Below are 20,774 nucleotides of genomic sequence, written 5' to 3'. Positions count from 1 at the left end.
ACAGAGGGTGGCGGCGCTGCCCTGGGCGGCTCAGGCCCGTTATCGCTCAGTAATCAAAGGCGCGCGCGGTGTTGACGGCGAGGGCGGTCGACATGGCCTCCTCGTCGATGCCCCGGACCGCCGCCATCGCGCGGACCGTGACCGGAACGAGATACGGGGCGTTGGGCCGTCCGCGGTACGGCACGGGCGTCAGGAACGGGGCGTCCGTCTCGACCAGCACGAGGTCCAGCGGGGCGACGGCCAGCGCGTCGCGCAGCGGCTGGGCGTTCTTGAAGGTCACGTTGCCGGCGAAGGACATGTAGTACCCGGCGTCGGCGCAGATCCGCGCCATCTCGGCGTCGCCGGAGTAGCAGTGGAACACGGTCCGCTCGGGGGCGCCCTCCTCGGCGAGGATGCGCAGCACGTCGGCGTGGGCCTCGCGGTCGTGGATGACGAGGGCCTTGCCGTGGCGCTTGGCGATCTCGATGTGGGCGCGGAAGGAGCGCTCCTGGGCGGCGATGCCCTCCGGTCCGGTGCGGAAGTGGTCGAGGCCGGTCTCGCCGACGGCCCGCACCTCGGGGAGGGCGGCGAGCCGGTCGATCTCGGCCAGCGCCTCGTCCAGTGCCCGGTCGCCGCCCGCCTCCCGGGCACCCTGCCGCGACCAGCCGTCCGGGTCCCCGAGCACGATCCTGGGGGCCTCGTTGGGGTGCAGGGCGACCGCCGCGTGGACGTTGTCGTGGGCGGCGGCCGTCTCGGCGGCCCAGCGGGAGCCCTTGAGGTCGCACCCCACCTGGACCACCGTGTCGACACCGGCGGCGGCGGCCTTGGCGAGGGCCTCCTCCACCGTGCCGGACTGCATGTCCAGGTGGGTGTGGGAATCGGCGACCGGGATCCCGAGGGGTTCGGGCAGCGGCGGCGGGGCGTCCTTGGAGCTCATGCCCCGATCGTACGGAAGGGGCCGGGCGCTACTTGCGGTGGAAGGCGTGCAGCAGGTCGGACAGGTGCCAGCGGTGCGGCTCCGTGGCGGCCGCCGGCCCGTCCGGCGGTGGGGCCTGCCGCTCCTGGGTGAGGGTCGGCCCGGCGGAGCCGACGGTGCCGGTGGTGGGCGCGGCCTGGTGCTGGGCCAGCAGTTCGAGCACCGAGGAGACCTGGCCGGCCCGCATGATGCGCACCAGGTGCCCGCCGCAGTTGGCGCACGTGGGGTTGGACAGCGGGGACGGGACGCGGCGTCCGCCCTCCGCCTTGTAGACGACGAACTCGTGACCGCTGATGTCGGTGTGGTGCTCTATCTCGTACGCCTGCTCCCAGCCGTGCCCGCACCGCATGCAGGCGAAGGCGTATGCCTCATGGCCGACCGGAGTGCTTGTGGTCTCGCTCATGCCAGCTCCTCTCCACTGCACCAGTGGACGCCTTCACGGGCGGGAGTGCGCGGGCACCTGCCGAATGTTGGGCCGGTCTTGGGACATCCCATGCCGAGAGGCCCGCCGGACGGCACGGTCTTTGCCTTTCACGATAGTCCTTTGCCCTCCGCCGGGCCCGGCCGAGAGGCGTTCTTTGCCGCCACGACGGCGTCGAAGACCTCCCGCTTGGGCAGGCCCGCCTCGGCGGCGACGGCGGCGATGGCCTCTTTGCGGCGCTCCCCCGCCTCCTCGCGGACCCGGACGCGGCGCACCAGCTCCCCGGCGTCCAGCTCCTCCGGTCCGGTCTCGGGGGCGCCCTCCACGACGACGGTGATCTCACCGCGTACGCCTTCGGCCGCCCAGGCGGCGAGCGCGCCCAGGCCGCCCCGCTTGACCTCCTCGTACGTCTTGGTCAGCTCCCGGCACACGGCGGCCCGCCGGTCCGCGCCGAACACCTCGGCCATCGCGGCGAGCGTGTCGTCCAGGCGGTGCGGGGCCTCGAAGTACACGAGGGTGCGGCGCTCGGCGGCGACCTCGCGGAGCCGGGACAGCCGCTCGCCGGCCTTGCGCGGCAGGAAGCCCTCGAAGCAGAAGCGGTCGACGGGCAGGCCGGACAGGGCGAGCGCGGTGAGCACGGCGGACGGGCCGGGGACGGCGGTGACCCTGACGTCCCGCTCGACGGCGGCGGCGACCAGCCGGTAGCCGGGGTCGGAGACGGACGGCATGCCCGCGTCGGTGACCAGCAGCACGCGCGCGCCGCCGGTGAGGGCGTCGACCAGCTCCGGGGTGCGGGCGGCCTCGTTGCCCTCGAAGTACGACACGACCCGGCCGGTGGTGTGCACCCCGAGCGCCTGGGTCAGCCGGCGCAGCCGCCGGGTGTCCTCGGCGGCGACGATGTCGGCCGTCTCCAGCTCGGCGGCGAGGCGGGGCGGGGCGTCCGCGACGTCTCCGATCGGGGTCCCTGCGAGTACGAGCGTTCCGGTCACCGTTCCTGTCACAGGGGTCATCCTCGCAGCCCGGACGGGCGACTCGCACAGGCGCGTTCCCTACGATGGCGCGGTGACCAGTACTGCCCATAGGGCCCTGCACGGGCAGGACGCCGGGAAAGAGCCGCCGCCGTGGCAGCGGCGCCTGCGCCGTTTCGGCCATGTGCCGAGGCCGGTGACGGGCCTGCGCGAGCGGTTGGTGCCCCCGTACGCCCGGCCCTCGGACCGGGTGTGGGCGGTGCTCGGTGTGCCGCCGGACGCGGTGGGGACGCTGGCGCGGCTTGCGGCGTGGGGCGGACCGCTGCTGGTGGCGCTGGTGGCGGGGCTGACGCGGTTCTGGAACCTGGGCTCGCCGCACGCGGTGATATTCGACGAGACGTACTACGCGAAGGACGCCTGGGCGCTGTTCAACCAGGGCTACGAGGGGGCGTGGCCCAAGGACGTGGACGCGTCCGTCCTCAAGGACCCCGGCGCGGTGGCGATCCCGGCGGACCCGGGGTACGTGGTGCACCCGCCGGTGGGCAAGTGGGTGATCGGCCTCGGTGAGCACCTGTTCGGCTTCACCCCGTTCGGCTGGCGCTTCATGGTGGCGGTGCTGGGGACGCTGTCGGTGCTGATGCTGTGCCGGATCGGGCGGCGGCTGTTCCGCTCGACGTTCCTGGGGTGCCTGGCGGGCGCGCTGATGGCGGTGGACGGGCTGCACTTCGTGATGAGCCGCACCGCGCTGCTCGACCAGGTGCTGATGTTCTTCGTGCTGGCGGCGTTCGGGTGCCTGCTGATCGACCGGGACCGGTCGCGGCGCCGGCTGGCGGACGCGCTGCCGGTGGACGAGGACGGGGTGCTGCGCCCCGACGCGGGCGTCGCGGAGCGGCTGAGCCTGGGGTGGCGGCCGTGGCGGATCGCGGCCGGGGTGATGCTGGGCCTGGCGGCGGCCACCAAGTGGAACGGCCTGTACATCCTGGCCGCGTTCGGGGTGATGACGGTGCTGTGGGACGTGGGCGCCCGCCGCACGGCCGGTGCCTTCCGGCCGTACGCGAGCGTGCTGCGGCGGGACCTGCTGCCGGCGTTCGTCTCGACGGTGCCGGTGGCGCTGGCGACGTACATCGCGTCGTGGACGGGCTGGATCGTCACCGGCAAGGGCTACTTCCGCGACTGGGCGGCCACCGAGGGCCGGGACAGCTCGTGGTCGTGGCTGTTCCCCGACTGGTGGCGCAGCCTGTGGCACTACGAGTCCGAGGTGTACGGCTTCCACGTCAACCTGACGTCGGGCCACACCTACGAGTCGAACCCGTGGAGCTGGATCGTCCTGGGCCGGCCGGTGTCGTACTTCTACGAGGACCCGCCGGCCGGGCGGGACGGCTGCCCGGCGGACGCCGCCGAGAAGTGCGCGCGCGAGGTGCTGGCGATCGGCACGCCGCTGCTCTGGTGGGCGGGGTGCTTCGCGCTGCTGTACGTGCTGTGGCGCTGGTTCTTCCGCCGCGACTGGCGGGCGGGCGCGATCGCCTGCGCGGTGGCGGCGGGCTGGGTGCCGTGGTTCCACTACCAGGAGCGCACCATCTTCCTGTTCTACGCGGTGGTGTTCGTCCCGTTCCTGTGCCTGGCGGTGACGATGATGATCGGCGCGATGCTGGGCCCCCCGGGCACCGACGCGGCAGCCGAACGGCGCCGCACGGCCGGCGCGGTCGGCGCGGGGGTGCTGGTGCTGCTCATCGTGTGGAACTTCATCTACTTCTGGCCGCTGTTCACCGGCGAGGCGATCCCGATGGAGGACTGGCGCGACCGGATGTGGCTGGACACCTGGGTCTAGCAGGGCACACACCATGAGGGCGCGGCTGCAGGGCTCAACGTGGCGATGCCAAGGACGCCGCGCTCGCTGTGCTGCCGGCTCGACACCTCGGTGGATGGCGAGTGCTCCATACGGCCAGCGCAGCCGAGCAGCGCCCCGCCGCGGCGGTGGATCGCGCGCAGCCGCATCGTTGGCCCACGTGCCCCGCGCCGAGCTCGGCGGCCGACGCCACGACCGGCACGAGCACTTCGCAGAGGAAGACCGTCTCCTCGCTCACGTCCTTGCTCCCTGAGCGCGACCCCGAGCCAGGCCGGACGTGACGGGGAGTGAGGGGCTTCGGCGACAGCCATTGGTGCGACCGGATGTGGCTGGACACCTGGGTGTGGGGCGGGCGTTCGGCCCGCTCCGGACTTCCCCCGGCGTTGTCAGTGGGTCTGTGTAGGCTGATCGACAGCCGGGGGGAACGGGCCGGGGGCGGGGTGCGCGACGTGTGCGGGAGCACAGGGCGCGGGCTGCCGTCCGTGGCGTGCGGGCTTGTGCGTGATCGCTGTTTCCCCCCGCGACACACGCATCTACGGGGATACGGGGAAACACATGAGACGGAGCACACGTGTGCTCTCGGCGCTGGGCGCCGCCGCCGGCGCGCTGATACTCGTCGCGCAGCCGGCCTCGGCCAACTCCTTCGGGCCGACGTTCGCCGACAACAAGGCGCACAGCTTCTTCTACGACGACGACCTGTCGTCCCAGCAGCGGTCCGGCATGGACTGGGCGCGGAAGAACTCGCTGGCGCCGACGGACATGACGACGAGCCTGAACTCGACGTACAACAACCAGGTCGACGTGTGGGCGTACGCCACGTGGAACCCCACGGGCGACCAGAAGAACTGGTACGCGTGGACGACCTGTGTGAAGAAGGTCAACTCCAGCAAGTGCGACCAGCACACCATCGTGTTCAACCACAGGATTCCGCACAGCAACTACAAGTCGCTGTCCTGCCACGAGATCGGGCACAGCGTCGGACTGGGCCACTCCAGCGGCAAGAACAGCAGCTACTCCTCGGCGAATCGTTCCTGCATGCGGAGCAACCCCGATCACAACTACTACGCCACCCATGACAAGGGCCACATCAATGGCCGTTACTGAACAGCGCACCGGGATCGCAGAGGAGAGTGGGCAACCGATGAGGACACGTAAGCGCCTCGGACCGGCCGCCGCCGGCGCCGCCGCCCTGGCCGTCCTGCTGAGCACCGCCGCGTGCTCCTCCGGCGCGCCGGAGGCCGGGCGGGCGCCGGAGGCCACGGCCGCGCCCGCCGGGTTCTGGGGGGCGCACGCCGGGGCCGCCGCCTCGGAGGCCAACCCCCCGGCGGACGTCGCCGATCTGGCCGGCCGGTCCGACCTGGTCGTCCTCGGCACCGTCACGGGCGCCGAGGAGGGCAAGGAGTACGCCGACCCGGGCAAGCCGGTCAGCCGCACGTCGAACATCCGCATCGCGGTCGACAAGGCCAGCAGGCCGGGGGTGAAGGAGGCGGTCGTCGAGTTCACCCGCGACCCGGCGCACGATCTGAAGGACGTCACCGGCAAGCTCCCCCAGGGGCAGTACGTCTTCTACCTGACGTCCTGGTACGAGGGCCCGGACGGCCCCGTCTACAGCTGTGCGGCTACGTCCGCGTGCGTGGTCGCGGCCAAGGACGGAGTCCTGGAGACACCCCGTGACCCCGAGGCGGCGAAGGAGCTGACCGAGGGCACCCGGGCGGCGGCCTCCGCCGGCGGGGCGGCGAAGGGCGCACGGTCGGCGGCGGCGCAGCCGCGGCTGAACAGTGCCGCGGACGTCTTCGCCCTCGGCGCGGCCGGCTGATCCACCTGGCCACCGACGGCGGACCGCCCCGGGCACCGGCGTGCCGGTGCCCGGGGCGGGGCGTGTTCCGGTCGGGTAACAGTCCGGCCGGGTGTCACAACTGTCCCGTAGGGTGACTCCCGTTACTCGCTTGAACGCGTTCAAGCGAGCTCCAGGGGAGGGGGCACTGCACGATGCGCAGTGGAGCGAGGACCGCCGTGGTCGGCGGGGTGTTCGTCGTCGTGGCGAGCGGCGTGGGGTACGGGGCGTACAACCTGTGGAACGGGATCACCGGCGGCAACGACGGCACGGGGGCCACCACCACCTCGGCCGCCGCGCCCCGGATCGCCGGCAGCGGGCCCGTGAGCGCCGAGGAGGCCGAGCGGACCGCCAAGGACTTCCTGGCCGCCTGGGCGAAGGGCGACGAGGCGGCGGCGGGCGACCTCACCGACGACCCCGCCACCGCGACCGCGGCCGTCGCGGGCTTCCGGGACCGGGCGCACGTCTCCCGGGCGGTCATCACCCCCGGCACACCGGCCGGTACGACGGTGCCGTTCACCGTCGACGCGACCGTCACCCACGAGGGGCGCTCCGCCCGGCTCGCGTACTCCTCGGAGCTGACCGTCGTCCGCGGGGCCGCCACCGGGCTGCCGCAGGTGGACTGGAAGCCCTCGGTGCTCCACCCGAAGCTGACCGACGGGGCCTCGCTGCGCACCGGCGAGGCGCCGGACCCGCCCGTGAAGGCGGTCGACCGCAAGGGCGCGGAGCTGACACCGGAGAAGTACCCCTCCCTCAAGCCCGTCCTGGAGCAGCTCCGCGAGCGGTACGGCGCGGAGGCGGGCGGCCGGCCGGGCGTCGAGACCTGGATCGAGTCCACCCGCGAGGGCGTGCCGAACCAGACCCTGCTCACCCTCGCCAAGGGTGTGCCGGGCGCGCTGCGGACCACGCTGGACGCGGACGTGCAGGCGGCGGCGGAGCGGGCGGTGAAGCGCTACCCCGAGTCCTCGGTGGTGGCCGTGAAGCCGTCGACCGGTGAGATACGGGCGGTGGCCAACAATCGTGCGGACGCCTTCAACGCGGCGTTCGAGGGGAAGCAGGCGCCCGGCTCGACGATGAAGATCGTCACGGCGGCGCTGCTGCTGGAGCGGGGCCTGGTGGCGGCGGACCGCCCGGCGGAGTGTCCCGAGGACGTGCTGTACCAGGGCCGTTCCTTCCACAACCTGGACCACTTCGCGCTGCCGCCGGGCAGCACTTTCGAGGACAGCTTCAAGCGGTCCTGCAACACCGCCTTCATCAAGCTGATCGACGACGTCGGCGACGACGCCGCGCTGGGCGCCGAGGCCCGGGACGTGTTCGGCATCGGCCTGGACTGGCAGACGGGCGTCGTCACCTCCGACGGCTCGGTCCCGGCGGAGAGCGGCGGGGTCGCGGCGGCCCAGTACATCGGGCAGGGCACCGTCCAGATGAACGTGCTCAACGTGGCGTCCATCGCGGCCACCGCCAAGCACGGCTCGTTCAAGCAGCCGGTCATCGTGGCGCCCGGGCTGGGCGACCGGACCGTCGCCACCGCCTCCCGCGCGCTGCCGGAGCCGGTGGCCCGGCAGCTGCGCGACATGATGCGCGCCACCGCGACCAGCGGCTCGGGCGCGGCGGCCATGGCCGGGGTGGGCGGCGACAAGGGCGCCAAGACCGGGTCGGCCGAGGTCGGCGGGCAGAACGACTCCAACAGCTGGTTCGCCGGCTTCTCCGACGACCTGGCGGCCGCGGCGGTCGTCCAGTCCGGTGGCCACGGCGGCGACGCGGCGGGCCCGCTGGTGGCGTCGGTGCTCAAGGCCGGCTGACGGGCCCGGGGACCCGGCGCCCCGGGGCTCGCCGCGGCGGGGGTGAAGGTGGTCGGCATCGGGCTGATGCCGCACCCGGGACGAGCGCTGAATCCGGCGAGCCTGGGTAAGGACACCGGTGCCACCCCCTGACCGGCGGAGAGTGAACGACATGACGGATGACGCCTACTTCTTCCTCACGGACGACCCGGCCACGCCCCTCGGGGTCCCGCTGCCCGTCGTGGGCGGCCTGGAGTGCCTGGAGACGTCCGCCGTACGGGCCTGGCTGGACGCCCAGGGCGTCTCGGCGTCCTCGCCGGAGGTCCGGGTCCTGCCCCCGGAGGAGACCGGGTTCATCCCGGAGGGCGCCGAGCGGCTGCCCGTCCCGCTGAGCGCGGAGGAGCTGGAACGCGTCCGCCTCGCGGGCGCCCCGGGCGCGGTGGCCCGGATCGAGGCGGAGCTGCTGAACTACCGCGACAGCGCCGAGGGGCGGGACGAGCTGCTCCACAAGGCGCGTGCCGCCGGGGTCCCCGCGCACCGGATCGTGGAGCTGACCGGGGTGGACCCGGCGACGGTCGCGGCCCTCACCGACGAGGGCGCCCCGACCGCGGGCTGACCACCCCGGCGCCGACCGGGGCCCACCCCGGCCGGCCCCGGCCCCGCACGTCCGGCCCCGGCCCCAGCCGCCCCGCCCCCGCGCCGACCGGGCCCCGCGCCGGCACGCCGCGCCCCGCCCCGCCCCCGCACCGCCCGCGCCCCGCACCGCCCCCGCGCCGGCCGGGCCCGGCACCCCCGCGCCGACCCGTCAGCCCGTCCGGCGGCGCGGTGCCGGGGGCAGCAGGCCCAGCTCCTGGGCGCGCAGGACCGTGCCGAGCCGGTCGGCGGTGCCGAGCTTGCGGTACAGGTTCTGCAGGTGCTTGTGCACCGTCCGCACCGAGACCCCCAGCCGGCGGGCCATGGCCGTGGCGGGCAGCCCCTCGGCGAGGGTGAGCAGCACCGCGGTCTCACGGGGCGTCAGCCCGCCCGCCCCGTCCGGCTCCTGGGGCCGGGGCCCGCCGTGCCACCGCTCCGCCAGCAGCCGGTGGTGGGCCGCGGCGGCGGCCAGCAGGGGCTGCACCCGCGCCGCGTACCGCAGCTCCCGGGTGCCGAAGTCGGCGCCGGGGCGGAAGACCATCAGGCCCCGGACCGCGCCGGCGGGCGTCCCGTCCCCGGGGGCGTCCTCCCCGTCGGGGAACGGCAGCCCCAGCGCGTGCCGGGTGCCGAAGGACCGCCGCAGGGCGCCGGCCGTCTCGCTGTGCCGCCACGCCCGCTCCCCGGCGAGCCGTGCCGCCGTGCGCGGGAACCGGTCGCCGCCGGGGCCGTAGTGGCCGGCGAAGGGGTAGCCGGACCGGATCAGCCGGGCGGTGTCGCCGTCCGGTTCGACCGGGCCGGGCGCGTCCCGCAGCCAGGCCCCGACCGTGCCGCCGGACGGGGTCCACTCGCCGTCCTTGACGAGCAGGACCGCGCCGCCGAGCGCGCGCAGCAGCTCTTGGGCGACCGACCGCCACACCTCGTCGGGGTGCCGGCTCTCCAGCACGGCGACGGCGAGGTCCAGCATCCTCCGGTAGTCGTCCTCATCCGGGTACGGCACCGCCGCGCCCCTCACTCGGCTCCTGGTCCATACGCACTTCTCCCCATGGCCCTCGCCCCGGCCGGCTGCCATCGTAGGCGTACCGGGTCCTCCTCACGGACGGATCGGGGGACCGTCCGCCGGGCCTCCCCCACAGCGTGCCCCGTACGGCCAGAGCCGGCCCGTACGGGGCGCGCGCACGTCCGCGCCACCCGCCCGGCCGGGGGCTCAGCCGACGCACTCCCGGACCGCCCGTATCAGCGCCTGGGCGCGCGGGTCCGCCGTGACGCCCTTGCGCATGCCGTTGGTGACATAGCCGAGCGCGACGCCCGAGGCCGGGTCGGCGAAGCCCAGGGAGCCACCGCGTCCGGGGTGACCGAACGAGCCGGGCGACAGCAGCGGCGAGGCCGGGCCGTGCAGCATGTAACCGAGGCCGAACCGGGTGGAGACCACCAGGACCCGGTCGGGCCCGGCGGACTCCTCGGTGCGGGCGACGGCGAGGGTGGCGGGGGCGAAGAGGCGGTGGCCGTCCACCGGGCCGAGGGTCGCGGCGTAGAAGCGGGCCAGCGCGCGGGCGGTGGAGATGCCCGCCGACGCGGGCAGTTCGGCGGCGCGGTGGGCCGGGTCGTTCTCGTCGGGGGCGGGCGCGATCGCGCCGAACGCGCGGCGGGTGAGCGAGGCCGGGTCGGCGTAGGCGTCGGCGACGGACCGCTTGGCGCGCAGCTTCAGCGCCCCGCCGCCCGCCGGTTCCGCCACGGGGCCGATGCGGCCGACCCGGTGGGCCTCGTCGGCGGGGAGGCCGATCCACAGGTCGAGGCCGAGCGGGCGGGCGATCTCCTCGGCGACCCAGCGGCCGATGCTGCGCCCGGTGACCCGCTGGACGAGCGCGCTCAGCAGCCAGCCGTAGGTGTGCGCGTGGTAGCCGTGGTCGGTGCCCGGCTCCCACACCGGCGCCTGGGCGGCGACGGCGGCGGCCGCGGTCTCCGGGTCGGCCGCCTCGGCCGGGGTCAGCGGCCGGTCGACGGCGGGGACGCCCGCCTGGTGGGACAGCAGGTGGCGGACCAGCGCCCGCTCCTTGCCGGCCGCCTTGAACTCGGGCCAGTACGTGCCGACGGGCGCGTCCAGGTCGAGCTGCCCGCGCTGGTGGAGCAGCAGCGGTACGGCGGCGGCGACGCCCTTGGTGGCCGAGCGGACGATCTGCGCGGTGTCCACGGCCCAGGGGGCGGTGCCGTCCACGTCGCGGGTGCCCGCCCACAGGTCGGCGACCTTGCGCCCGTCCCGGTAGACGGCGACGGCCGCGCCGCGCTCGCCGCGCTGCTGGAAGTTGCGCAGGAACGCGTCCCTGACCGGCTCGAAACCCGCCTGCACCGTCCCCTGGATGTCCTGGACGTCCACGCTTCCCACGCTCCTCACCCGATCGTTCACCCCATGGTGCAACGTGTCAGCGGGGCGCCGGCTTCCGGGTCGGCCGTGCGGTGGGGTCGAAGCCGAACGGCAGCTCCAGCCGGTGGCGGCGCATCAGTTCCGCGTCGGCCAGGAGGTCCCCGGTCGGGCCGTCGGCGGCGATGACGCCCTCGCTCAGCACCACCGCGCGGGGGCACAGTTCGAGGGCGTACGGCAGGTCGTGGGTGACCATCAGGACGGTGACGTCCAGCGCCCGGAGGATGTCGGCGAGTTCGCGGCGCGAGGCCGGGTCGAGGTTGGACGACGGCTCGTCGAGGACGAGGATCTCGGGCTCCATGGCGAGGACGGTCGCCACCGCGACGCGCCGCCGCTGGCCGAAGGAGAGGTGGTGCGGGGGCCGGTCGGCGTACTCCGCCATGCCCACGCGGTCGAGCGCCGTGCGGACGACGGCCTCCAGTTCGGGGCCGCGCAGTCCGGCCGCCGCGGGGCCGAAGGCGACGTCCTCGCGGACGGTCGGCATGAAGAGCTGGTCGTCCGGGTCCTGGAAGACGATGCCGACCCGGCGGCGGATCTCCGCGAGGTGGGCCTTGGCCACGGGCAGCCCGGCGACGGTGACGGAGCCCGCCCCGGCGGTGAGGATGCCGTTGAGGTGCAGGACGAGGGTGGTCTTGCCGGCGCCGTTGGGGCCGAGCAGCGCGACGCGCTCACCGCGCCCGACGGTCAGGTCGACGCCGAACAGCGCCTGGTGCCCGTCGGGGTAGGCGTAGGCGAGGCCGCGGACGTCGAGCGAGGGCGGGGAAGCGGGAGTCATAGCGTCCATCCCAGCAGACAGACGAGCAGGGCCGCGGACGGCAGGGCGGCGGCGGCCGACCACTGGGCGCGGGAGGCGGTGACCTCGTCGAGGACCGGCATGGTGCCGGTGTACCCGCGGCTGACCATCGCCAGGTGGACGCGTTCGCCGCGCTCGTACGAGCGGATGAACAGCGCGCCCGCCGACTGGGCGAGGACCTTCCAGTGCCGGAGGCCGCTCGCCTCGAAGCCGCGTGAGCGGCGGGCGACGGACATGCGCCGCATCTCGTCGGTGATCACGTCGCCGTACCGGATCATGAAGGTGGCGATCTGGACGAGCAGGGGCGGCAGCCGCAGCCGCTGGAGGCCGAGCAGCAGGGCCCGCAGCTCGGTGGTGGCGGCGAGCAGGACGGACGCGGCGACGCCGAGGGTGCCCTTGGCCAGCACGTTCCAGGCGTCCCAGAGGCCGGGCACCGAGACGGAGAGGCCGAGCACCCGGGTCTGCTCGCCGGGCACCACGAACGGCATCAGCAGGGCGAACGCCACGAACGGCACCTCGATCACCAGGCGGCGCAGCACGAACCCGGGCGGGACGCGGGCCGCCGCCTCGACGGCGCCGAGCAGCGCGGCGTACGCGGCGAAGGCCCACATCGCCTCGCGCGGGGTGCAGACGACGACCACCACGAAGGCGAGGACGGCGGCGAGCTTGCAGTGCGGCGGGAGCCGGTGCACGGGCGAGTCCCCGTGCCGGTAGAGCTTGTGGACGTGCCCGGCACCCATGTCAGGCGTCGTGGTCCGGGCGTGACGCGGCGCGCCGGCGGCGCACCGTCCAGAAGACGCCGGTGCCGACCACGACGGTCGCGGCCACCCCGATGACGCCGGCGAGGCCGCCGGACAGGCGGGCGTCGTCGAGGCCGCTGACGCCGTAGTCGGCGAGCGGCGAGTCGGCGGCGGCGTGCTCCTCCACCTTCTTGTCGATGCCCTGGTCGGCGGCGACCCTCTCCAGGCCGTCGGGGCTGGCGGAGGCGTAGTAGGAGACGCCGCCGGCCAGGACGAGGGCGGCGGCCAGGCCGGCGAGCCAGACCTTCCGGGTGGGGCGGGCGGGGGCCGGCGCGGGCTCGGCGGGCGCCGCGTCGACCAGTTCGCCGCCGACGCGCAGCTTCAGCGGCGCGCTCAGGCCGCGCGCGCCGTACACCAGGTCGGGGCGGACGGCGAGGACGGCGCCGACGGTCGCGGTGGTGATCAGGGCCTCGCCGATGCCGATGAGGACGTGGACGCCGGTCATGGCGGCGAGGACCGTGGTGACGGGGACGTCGGTGGTGCCGCCGATGGCGTACAGGCCGGTGAAGGCGATCGCCGCGGCGGGGACGGAGACCAGCGAGGCGACGAAGGTGGCCGCGGTCACCGAGCGGCGGGTGCGCGGCAGGACCGTGACCAGGCCGCGGAAGATCCCGTACGCGACGAGGACGGTGACCGCGCCCATCACGGTGATGTTGACGCCCAGCGCGGTGAGGCCGCCGTCGGCGAAGAGGACGCCCTGGAGCAGCAGGACCACCGCTATGCACAGCACGCCCGTGTACGGCCCGACGAGAATCGCGGCCAGCGCTCCGCCGAGCAGGTGGCCGCTGGTGCCGGCGGCGACCGGGAAGTTCAGCATCTGCACGGCGAAGACGAACGCCGCGACCAGCCCGGCGAGCGGTGCCGTCCGGTCGTCCAGCTCCCGCCGGGCGCCCCGGAGGCTGACGGCGACGACGCCGGCGGCGACGAGACCCGCCCCCGCGGAGACCGGCGCGTTGATGAATCCGTCGGGAACATGCATGCGACGACCGCTTTCGGACAGGCGGAATGTGAACGGCTCTGATGATGGGTCCTTCTGCGAACCCTGTGCAAGAGCGTCCACATGCCAGAAGCGGGGGCGGGCGCGCACCACGGAATGGTGGGACATTAGAGACAAACGAGGCGAATGTGAGGAGTCGGCCCATGTATCCCGCTGAGGAAGGCGTCGTGGTCCACACCAAGGCCCTGATCGTGACCGACGGCCCCCTCTCCCGCCCCGTTCCCGTCGCGGTGCGCCTGGTGCCGTCCGATGCGGGGCCGCTCGTCCGGCTCTCCTTCCCCGGCGGCACCGAGTGGAGCTTCCCGCGCACCCTGCTGGAGACCGGTCTGCGCGCCCCCTGCCGGGACGGCGACTTCGGCGTCTGGCCGTGCGGCCGGGTGCAGACCATCGTCGAGTTCCACGCGCCCGAGGGCGTGGCGGTGGTGCAGTTCGACTCCTCCGCGCTGCTGCGCTTCCTGCGGCGTACGTACGCCGCCGCCACGTCGCCCGTCACCCACTGAGGGGCGGCGGCGCGACGCGGCGGCGGCGCGGAAGGGGTGCCGTCAGGCGCGGACGAGTTCCCGCTCGCCGCCCTCGGGCGCGTCGTCGCTCAGCTCCTTGCGCAGGCCCTCGCCCTCGACGTCCACGTTCGGCAGGGCGCGGTCCAGAGCGCGCGGCAGCCACCAGGCGGCGCGGCCGAGCAGGGCGAGCACGGCCGGGACGATCGCCATCCGGACGATGAACGCGTCGAAGAAGACGGCGACCGCGAGGCCGAAGCCGATCATCTTCACCATCTGCTCGCTGGAGCCGATGAAGCCGGCGAACACCGCGATCATGATGACGGCGGCGGCGGTGACCACCCGGGCGCCGTGCCGGAAGCCGGTCACGATCGCCTCACCGGGCCGCTCGCCGTGGACGTACGCCTCACGCATCCGGGTGACGAGGAAGACCTCGTAATCCATCGCCAGGCCGAAGACCACGCCCACCATGAAGATCGGCATCATGCTCATGATCGGGCCGGTCTGCTCGACCCCGAAGACCGAGCCGAGCCAGCCCCACTGGAAGACCGCCACCACGGCGCCGAGCGCGGCGACCACCGACAGCAGGAAGCCGAGCGCGGCCTTCAGCGGCACCAGCACCGACCGGAAGACGACCATCAGCAGCAGGAAGGCGAGGCCGACGACCAGCGCCAGGTAGGGCAGCAGCGCGTCGTTCATCTTCTGCGAGAAGTCGATGTTCATCGCGGTGGCGCCGGTGACGAGGACGTCGTCGCCGGTGGTGTCGCGGATCGAGTGGACCAGGTTCTCGGTCTCCACGGACGAGGGGCGGTCCTTCGGCACGACGGTGATGATCGAGGTGTCCCCGGCCTTGTTCGGCGAGGGCGGGGTGACTGCGGCGACGCCGTCCAGGCCCTTGATCTCGGTGACGGTACGGTTCGCGGCGGCCCCGTCCCCGTCGACGACCACCATCAGCGGGCCGTTGGAGCCGGGTCCGAAGCCCTCCGACAGCAGGTCGTAGGCGCGGCGCTGGGTGGTGGAGGTCGGCTGGGCGCCGTCGTCGGGCAGGCCCATCTCCAGCGACGCGGCCGGGACGGCCACGGCACCGAGCCCGATGACGCCGACGAGCAGCACCGCGACCGGGCGGCGCAGCACGAAGCGGGCCCAGCGGGTGCCCATGTTGGGCTTGTCGCCAGCCGCTGCCTGCGGGTTCTTGCGGGCCTTGCGCCCGACGACCCGCTTGCCCGCGTAGCCGAGCAGCGCCGGGATGAGGGTGAGGGCGATGAGGACGGCGATCAGGACCGTGCCGGCCGCCGCGAAGCCCATCTTGGTGAGCATCGGGATGTTGACGACCGCGAGGCCGGCCAGGGCGATGACGACGGTGAGCCCGGCGAAGACGACGGCGGAGCCGGCGGTGCCGACGGCCCGGCCGGCCGCCTCCTCACGCTCGCGGCCCTCGGCCAGTTCGGCGCGGTACCGGGAGACGATGAACAGGGCGTAGTCGATGCCGACCGCGAGGCCGATCATCATGGCCAGGGTGGAGGTGGTGGAGCCCAGGTCCAGGGCGGACGCCAGCGCGGTGATCGTCGAGACGCCGATGCCGACGCCGATGATCGCGGTGAGCAGCGGCAGCCCGGCGGCCACCAGGGAGCCGAAGGTGATGACCAGGACGATGCCGGCGACGATCACACCGATGATCTCGCCCGCCCCGGTCTCCGGGACGGTCTGGAGCGCGTCGCCGCCGATCTCCACGGTGAGGCCGCTCTGCCGCGCCTCCTCGCCGGTCTCCTTCAGCGCCTCGCGGGTCGCGTCGGTCAGCTCCATGCCGTTGACCTTGTAGGTCACCTGCACATAGGCGGTGGTGCCGTCCCGGGAGACCGCCTGGACGGTGTACGGGTCGGTGACGTTGGCGACCTGGTCCGAGCCGGACCGCAGCTCGCCGACGGCCTTGCCGACCGCCGCCTTCGCGGCCGGGTCGGTCATCTTCCGCCCGTCGGGGGCCTGGAAGACCATCCGGGCCGTGGCGCCGTCGGCGCCGGCGGCCGGGAAGCGGTCCTCCAGCAGGTCGAAGGCCCGCTGGGCCTCCGTACCGGGTATGGAGAAGGAGCTGGACGTCGCGACGGGCGCGGAGGCGGCGCCCACGCCGGCGAGCGCCAGCAGCGCGACCCATATCAGGGCCACGAGGTGGCGGCGCCGGAAGGCGGACCGGCCCAGTCGGTAGAGGAACGTTGCCACGGGGGCGTCTCCCGGTGAGGGTTGGGACAAGGACAGGGGGAGTCGGCCCGACAGCGTGAGCGGTACGTGTCAGGTGCTGCTGGTGGTGCGGTGGAGCGTCAGACGCCCAGGGCGGGGAGGACCACGGCGTCGATGTACTCGGTCAGGAACTCCTGGTCGACCGGCCGGTCCTCGATGAGGGGCCGGGCGACGAAGGCGCCGATGACCATGTGCGGGACGAGCTTCAGCGCGGGGTTGTCCCCGGCGATCTCGCCCCGCCGCACGGCGCGGCCCAGCACCTCGTCGAGCCCGGTCATCTCGGGTTCGACGAGAAGCTCGCGCAGCGCCTGCAACAGGTCGGGATTGTCGTGGACGGCGGTGGCGAGACCCCGCATCAGCGCGGAGTCCCGCTCCATCTGGCAGTCGTCGGAACGGGCCAGCATCTCGTGGAAGTCGCCGCGCAGCGAGCCGGTGTCGATCTGGGAGATGTCGACCGGCTTGCCGTGCCGCAGGGCGTGGGCGACCAGCTCCGGCTTGCTCCCCCACTGGCGGTAGAGGGTGGCCTTGCTGGAGTGCGTACGGGCGGCGACGGCGTCCATGGTCAGGGCGTCGTAGCCGACCTCGCGGAGCAGGTCGAGCACGGCGTCGTACAGCTCGGCCTCGCGCTCCGGGGTGAGCCTGCCGCGTGCCATGACCTCGGCTCCCATCGAGACGAAACGGTTTCGTACACCAGGACTGTACGCCCGCTGCGAGCGAAACGAAACCGTTTCGTACGTGGTGTGGGTCACGGCCCCGCGGAACGCTTCCGGGCGCCGGGTTGCCGCACCCCCCGAGCGCGGAAAGCATGACGGTGTGAGCAGCGACGGCGCGTACCTCCGCTACCCCCATCTCCACGACGACCTGGTGTGCTTCGTGGCCGAGGACGACCTGTGGGTCGCCCCGCTGGCCGCGGGGGACGACCCGCCGGGCCGGGCCTGGCGGGTGACCGCCGACCGGACCCGGATCGGGCACCCCCGCTTCTCGCCGGACGGCCGGCACATCGCGTACACGAACTGGCGCAGCCTCGACCCCGAGATCCACCTGACCCCGGTCGACGGCGGCCCCGCGCGCCGGCTCACCTACTGGGGGGCGCTGGACACGCGCGTGTGCGGGTGGACACCGGACGGCGAGATCCTGGCCGTCGCCTCGCACGGCCAGCCCTTCGCCCACTTCTCCTGGGCCTACAAGGTGCCGCTCGACGGCTCCCCCGGCGGGCGCCTGCCGTGGGGACCGGTCTCCGACATCGCGGTCGCGGACGTCGACGGGCAGCACCTCACCCTCCTGCTGACCGGCAAGCCGCCGCACGAGCCCGCCTCGTGGAAGCGCTACCGGGGCGGGGCGACCGGGCGGCTGTGGCTGCACGGGGAACACCTGCTGCCGGACATCGGCGGCCACCTGGACTGCGCGATGTTCGTGGACGGCCGGATCGCGTTCCTCTCCGACCACGAGGGCGTCGGCAACCTCTACTCCTGCCTCCCGGACGGCTCCGGCCTGCGGCGCCACACCGACCACGACGCCTTCTACGCCCGGCACGCCTCGTCCGACGGGCGCCGCGTCGTCTACCAGTGCGCGGGCGACCTGTGGATCGTGGACGCCCTGACCCCCGACTCGGTGCCGCGCCGGCTGGCGGTCCGGCTCGGCGGGCCGCGCACCGGGCGGCGCACCTACCAGGTGCCCGCCGCGAGCAACGTGGACGCCGTGTCCGTGGACGAGACCGGCCGGGCCAGCGCCGTCTCCGTACGCGGCAGCCTCTACTGGCTCACCCACCGCGACGGCCCCGCCCGCACCATCGCCGACACCCCGGGCGTACGGGTGCGGCTGCCGGAGATGCTCGGCAGCAGCGGCCGGATCGCGTACGTCACCGACGCCGAGGGCGAGGAGGCCGTCGAGGTGGCCCAGCTCCCCCGCGCCAGCGGCGACCGCCCGCCGGTGCGGCTCGCGGCCGGCGCCCTGGGCCACGTCACGGAGATGGCCGCCGACCCGGACGGCGGGCGGCTGGCCATCGCCTCCCACGACGGGCGGCTGCTGCTGCTGGACGTCCCGGAGGAGGAGGCGGAGGCCACCGCGCCCACCGAGCTGGCCCGCTCGATCAACGGCCCCGTACGGGACATGGCCTTCTCCCCCGACGGCGCCTGGCTGACCTGGTCCCACCCGGGCATCGGCCGCTCACTGCGCCAGATCAAGATCGCCCGCATCGCGGACCGCACCATCGTGGACGTCACCAACGGCCGCTTCGAGGACGAGAGCCCGGTCTTCACCCGCGACGGCCGCTACCTCGCCTTCCTCTCCTGGCGGGGCTTCGACCCGGTGTACGACGTCCACACCGGCGACCTGTCCTTCCCGCTCGGCTGCCGCCCCCACCTGGTCCCGCTCGCCTCCACCACGCCCTCCCCGTTCGCGCTGTCCCCCGAGGGGCGGCCCGCGGCGGGCGGGCTGGACCTCGCGGAGGAGGCCGCCGAGGGCGACGGCACGGTGGTCGTGGAGTTCGAGGGCCTGGAGAACCGGGTGACGCCCTTCCCGGTCGCGGCCTCCAAGTACTCGTCCCTCCACCCGGTGGCCGGCGGCGGCCTGGTGTGGCTGCGCTGGCCGATCTCGGGCGCGCTGGGCGAGACGTTCGTCAACCCGGCCGACACCTCCGGGCGGCCCACCCTGGAACACTTCAACCTCGCCAAGGCCCGCCGTTCCGAACTGGTCGACCACCTCGACTGGTTCGCCGTCAGCGGCGACGGCACCCGGCTGGTCGTCTTCGACGAGGGCGACCTGCGGGCGGTCCCGGCCACGGAGAGCGGCGACAGCGACACCACCGTGTACGTCGACACCCGCCGCATCCTGCACGACGTGGACCCGGGCGCGGAGTGGCGCCAGGCGTACGACGAGGCGGGCCGCATCATCCGCGCGTACTTCTGGGACCCGGGCATGAGCGGCATCGACTGGGACGGCGTCCTCGACCAGTACCGCCCACTGGTCGAACGGGTCGCCTCGCCCGACGAGTTCGCCGACCTGATGCGGGAGGTGCTCGGCGAGCTGGGCACCTCGCACGCGTACGTCACGCCCGCGCGCCGCAACGAGGGCCCGCCGCACTACCAGCGCGCCCAGGGCCTGCTGGGCGCCAACTTCGTGTGCCGCGACGGCCGCTGGACGGTGCGGCGGATCCTGCCCGGCGAGTCGTCCGACTCCAAGGCGCGCTCGCCCCTGGCCGGTACGGGCATCCGCGAGGGCGCGGTGCTCACCCATGTCGACGGCCGGCCCGTGGACCCGGTGGCGGGGCCCTACCCCCTGCTGGCGGGTGCGGGCGGTACGACGGTCGAGCTGACGTTCCGCCCCGGCGAGGGCGAGGGCCGCCCCCGGCGCGTCGCGGTCGTCCCGCTCGTCGACGAACGGCCGCTGCGCTACCAGGACTGGGTGGCCAAGCGCCGGGAGGTGGTCCGCGAGCTGAGCGGCGGCACCTGCGGCTACCTGCACATCCCGGACATGGGCGGCTCGGGCTGGGCCCAGTTCAACCGTGACCTGCGGCTGGAGGTCTCGCGGCCGGCCCTCATCGTGGACGTCCGGGGCAACGCGGGCGGGCACATCAGCGAGCTGGTCGTCGAGAAGCTGACCCGCCGCATCCTGGGCTGGGACCTCACCCGGGGCGCGCAGCCCGTCTCGTACGCCTCGAACGCCCCGCGCGGCCCGGTCGTCGCCCTCGCCGACGAGGCCACCGCGTCGGACGGCGACATGATCACCGCCGCGTTCAAGCTGCTGGGCCTCGGCCCGGTCATCGGCCGGCGCACCTGGGGCGGCGTGGTCGGCATGACGGGCCGCCACCGCCTCGGCGACGGCACGGTGATCACGGTGCCCATGAACGCCGCCTGGTTCGACGAGTACGGCTGGTCCGTCGAGAACCACGGCGTGGCCCCCGACATCGAGATCCTGCGCACCCCGCTGGACTGGGCGGAGGGCCGCCACCGCCAGCTCTCGGACGCGGTGGAGGTCGCGCTGGACCTGCTGGCCCGCCACCCGGCGTCCCGCCCCCCGGACTACTCCCAAGTCCCCTCGCTGGCCCGCCCCCCGCTCCCCCCGCGGCAGGCGTGACGACGTCCCGTTCCAGCGTTCCCTGTGGTCGGCTGACTTCCCGAGCACGGACACCCCAGGGGCCTCCCTGGCGGCTCCTCCCGGTGCGTGAGAGGCGAGTGAGCCGAAGGGGGGCCGCGGGTGTCGAAAGGGAGAACGCGCGGAGGCCCTGAGGAACGAAGGGCCGAGCACGATCGACCGTCGACGCACGCTCAGGGCCCCCCGGAGACGAACCGAGCCAAAAGACAGGCAGAGCGCACCCGGCGTCCCGGGTGCGCCCTGCCGTGTGGCGTCAGCGTCGGACGTCAGACCTCGTCGCGCTCGCGCCGGTCCTGCGCCATGCGGTTGTCGCCCTGGGGGCGGCGCTCGTCGCGCTCGGGGCGGCCGCCCTGCTGCCGGTCCTGCTGCCGGTCCTGCTGCGAGCGCTCCTGCGTGTCGCGCTTGGCGTCCTGGGCCCGGCGCTTGGCCTGGTCCTTCATGTCCTGGGCCTTGTCCTGGAACTGGTCTGCGATACCCATCGAGGTGTCTCCTGAAAGCGTGTGGGGACT

The 20,774-nt window shown here is 74.1% G+C and carries 18 protein-coding genes; 7 read left to right on the top strand and 11 right to left on the bottom strand.

Annotation, left to right across the window (positions count from 1 at the left end; all coding sequences use genetic code 11):
* Positions 1-46: 46 nt before the first annotated feature.
* From ACF08D_RS24995 to rsmI, 3 genes are all read right to left on the bottom strand, one after another.
* Positions 47-916, bottom strand: a complete 870-nt coding sequence (locus ACF08D_RS24995) for a TatD family hydrolase (protein WP_392225359.1) — start codon at positions 914-916, stop codon at positions 47-49.
* A 28-nt stretch (positions 917-944) separates the two neighbouring features.
* Positions 945-1,358, bottom strand: a complete 414-nt coding sequence (locus tag ACF08D_RS24990) for a hypothetical protein (RefSeq protein ID WP_392225357.1) — start codon at positions 1,356-1,358, stop codon at positions 945-947.
* A gap of 128 nt (positions 1,359-1,486) precedes the next feature.
* Positions 1,487-2,365 carry a 16S rRNA (cytidine(1402)-2'-O)-methyltransferase gene (gene rsmI / locus ACF08D_RS24985; RefSeq protein ID WP_392225615.1) on the bottom strand — a complete coding sequence of 293 codons (879 nt, stop codon included), beginning with the start codon at positions 2,363-2,365 and terminating at the stop codon, positions 1,487-1,489.
* A gap of 73 nt (positions 2,366-2,438) precedes the next feature.
* Here rsmI and ACF08D_RS24980 point away from each other — a divergent pair, with 73 nt between their 5' ends.
* From ACF08D_RS24980 to ACF08D_RS24960, 5 genes are all read left to right on the top strand, one after another.
* Positions 2,439-4,172: a dolichyl-phosphate-mannose--protein mannosyltransferase gene (locus tag ACF08D_RS24980; RefSeq protein WP_392225356.1), complete on the top strand. Its 1,734-nt coding sequence runs from the start codon at positions 2,439-2,441 to the stop codon at positions 4,170-4,172.
* Positions 4,173-4,745: 573 nt separating this feature from the next.
* Positions 4,746-5,294 (top strand): hypothetical protein, encoded by a 549-nt coding sequence (locus tag ACF08D_RS24975; RefSeq protein WP_392225354.1) that lies wholly within the window; start codon positions 4,746-4,748, stop codon positions 5,292-5,294.
* A gap of 37 nt (positions 5,295-5,331) precedes the next feature.
* The gene (locus tag ACF08D_RS24970; RefSeq protein ID WP_392225352.1) at positions 5,332-6,006 is read left to right on the top strand and encodes a hypothetical protein; all 675 of its coding nucleotides are present in this window, start codon (positions 5,332-5,334) and stop codon (positions 6,004-6,006) included.
* Positions 6,007-6,179: 173 nt separating this feature from the next.
* Positions 6,180-7,826: a penicillin-binding transpeptidase domain-containing protein gene (locus ACF08D_RS24965; protein ID WP_392225350.1), complete on the top strand. Its 1,647-nt coding sequence runs from the start codon at positions 6,180-6,182 to the stop codon at positions 7,824-7,826.
* 151 nt (positions 7,827-7,977) lie between these two features.
* A complete protein-coding gene (locus ACF08D_RS24960) occupies positions 7,978-8,421 on the top strand; it encodes a DUF6003 family protein (protein ID WP_392225348.1) in 444 nt (147 codons plus the stop codon).
* Between the two features lie 189 nt (positions 8,422-8,610).
* Here the strand turns inward: ACF08D_RS24960 and ACF08D_RS24955 are convergent, their stop codons facing one another.
* The 5 genes from ACF08D_RS24955 to ACF08D_RS24935 form a co-directional block, all read right to left on the bottom strand.
* On the bottom strand, positions 8,611-9,435 hold the full coding sequence (locus ACF08D_RS24955; protein ID WP_392225347.1) for a response regulator transcription factor: 825 nt from the start codon (positions 9,433-9,435) through the stop codon (positions 8,611-8,613).
* A 207-nt stretch (positions 9,436-9,642) separates the two neighbouring features.
* Positions 9,643-10,809 carry a serine hydrolase domain-containing protein gene (locus ACF08D_RS24950; RefSeq protein WP_392225346.1) on the bottom strand — a complete coding sequence of 389 codons (1,167 nt, stop codon included), beginning with the start codon at positions 10,807-10,809 and terminating at the stop codon, positions 9,643-9,645.
* Between the two features lie 46 nt (positions 10,810-10,855).
* Positions 10,856-11,638 carry an energy-coupling factor ABC transporter ATP-binding protein gene (locus tag ACF08D_RS24945; RefSeq protein ID WP_392225345.1) on the bottom strand — a complete coding sequence of 261 codons (783 nt, stop codon included), beginning with the start codon at positions 11,636-11,638 and terminating at the stop codon, positions 10,856-10,858.
* Complete coding sequence (gene cbiQ / locus ACF08D_RS24940; protein WP_392225344.1) at positions 11,626-12,387, bottom strand: cobalt ECF transporter T component CbiQ; 762 nt, start codon at positions 12,385-12,387, stop codon at positions 11,626-11,628. Before cbiQ ends, ACF08D_RS24945 begins: the two co-directional genes overlap by 13 nt.
* Position 12,388: 1 nt before the next feature.
* Positions 12,389-13,426 (bottom strand): energy-coupling factor ABC transporter permease, encoded by a 1,038-nt coding sequence (locus tag ACF08D_RS24935; RefSeq protein WP_392225343.1) that lies wholly within the window; start codon positions 13,424-13,426, stop codon positions 12,389-12,391.
* Positions 13,427-13,587: 161 nt separating this feature from the next.
* Between ACF08D_RS24935 and ACF08D_RS24930 the strand changes: the two genes are divergently transcribed.
* Positions 13,588-13,944, top strand: a complete 357-nt coding sequence (locus tag ACF08D_RS24930; protein WP_392225342.1) for an SsgA family sporulation/cell division regulator — start codon at positions 13,588-13,590, stop codon at positions 13,942-13,944.
* Between the two features lie 42 nt (positions 13,945-13,986).
* Here ACF08D_RS24930 and ACF08D_RS24925 read toward each other — a convergent pair whose 3' ends face one another.
* Together ACF08D_RS24925 and ACF08D_RS24920 are read right to left on the bottom strand one after the other, a co-directional pair.
* On the bottom strand, positions 13,987-16,155 hold the full coding sequence (locus tag ACF08D_RS24925) for an MMPL family transporter (protein WP_392225340.1): 2,169 nt from the start codon (positions 16,153-16,155) through the stop codon (positions 13,987-13,989).
* A 98-nt stretch (positions 16,156-16,253) separates the two neighbouring features.
* Entirely contained in the window at positions 16,254-16,826 is a 573-nt protein-coding gene (locus ACF08D_RS24920) for a TetR/AcrR family transcriptional regulator (RefSeq protein ID WP_392225338.1), read from the bottom strand.
* Positions 16,827-16,986: 160 nt separating this feature from the next.
* Here ACF08D_RS24920 and ACF08D_RS24915 point away from each other — a divergent pair, with 160 nt between their 5' ends.
* Positions 16,987-20,247 (top strand): S41 family peptidase, encoded by a 3,261-nt coding sequence (locus tag ACF08D_RS24915; protein WP_392225336.1) that lies wholly within the window; start codon positions 16,987-16,989, stop codon positions 20,245-20,247.
* Positions 20,248-20,531: 284 nt separating this feature from the next.
* Here the strand turns inward: ACF08D_RS24915 and ACF08D_RS24910 are convergent, their stop codons facing one another.
* On the bottom strand, positions 20,532-20,744 hold the full coding sequence (locus tag ACF08D_RS24910) for a hypothetical protein (RefSeq protein ID WP_392225334.1): 213 nt from the start codon (positions 20,742-20,744) through the stop codon (positions 20,532-20,534).
* Positions 20,745-20,774 lie beyond the last annotated feature (30 nt).

It is taken from the genome of Streptomyces sp. NPDC015131, from assembly GCF_043079975.1.
Lineage (GTDB): Bacteria > Actinomycetota > Actinomycetes > Streptomycetales > Streptomycetaceae > Streptomyces.
Note: the sequence above shows the minus strand (reverse complement) of the source record. Positions and strands in the feature narration are given on the sequence as shown.

What these genes read in the sequence shown, in the direction of transcription:
- ACF08D_RS24995 (WP_392225359.1), bottom strand. Translation starts at nt 916, where the DNA reads ATGAGCTCCAAGGACGCCCCGCCGCCGCTGCCCGAACCCCTCGGGATC.
- ACF08D_RS24920 (WP_392225338.1), bottom strand. Translation starts at nt 16,826, where the DNA reads ATGGCACGCGGCAGGCTCACCCCGGAGCGCGAGGCCGAGCTGTACGAC.
- ACF08D_RS24970 (WP_392225352.1), top strand. Translation starts at nt 5,332, where the DNA reads ATGAGGACACGTAAGCGCCTCGGACCGGCCGCCGCCGGCGCCGCCGCC.
- ACF08D_RS24960 (WP_392225348.1), top strand. Translation starts at nt 7,978, where the DNA reads ATGACGGATGACGCCTACTTCTTCCTCACGGACGACCCGGCCACGCCC.
- ACF08D_RS24935 (WP_392225343.1), bottom strand. Translation starts at nt 13,426, where the DNA reads ATGCATGTTCCCGACGGATTCATCAACGCGCCGGTCTCCGCGGGGGCG.
- ACF08D_RS24930 (WP_392225342.1), top strand. Translation starts at nt 13,588, where the DNA reads ATGTATCCCGCTGAGGAAGGCGTCGTGGTCCACACCAAGGCCCTGATC.
- ACF08D_RS24990 (WP_392225357.1), bottom strand. Translation starts at nt 1,358, where the DNA reads ATGAGCGAGACCACAAGCACTCCGGTCGGCCATGAGGCATACGCCTTC.
- ACF08D_RS24910 (WP_392225334.1), bottom strand. Translation starts at nt 20,744, where the DNA reads ATGGGTATCGCAGACCAGTTCCAGGACAAGGCCCAGGACATGAAGGAC.
- ACF08D_RS24945 (WP_392225345.1), bottom strand. Translation starts at nt 11,638, where the DNA reads ATGGACGCTATGACTCCCGCTTCCCCGCCCTCGCTCGACGTCCGCGGC.
- cbiQ (WP_392225344.1), bottom strand. Translation starts at nt 12,387, where the DNA reads ATGGGTGCCGGGCACGTCCACAAGCTCTACCGGCACGGGGACTCGCCC.
- ACF08D_RS24975 (WP_392225354.1), top strand. Translation starts at nt 4,746, where the DNA reads ATGAGACGGAGCACACGTGTGCTCTCGGCGCTGGGCGCCGCCGCCGGC.
- ACF08D_RS24965 (WP_392225350.1), top strand. Translation starts at nt 6,180, where the DNA reads ATGCGCAGTGGAGCGAGGACCGCCGTGGTCGGCGGGGTGTTCGTCGTC.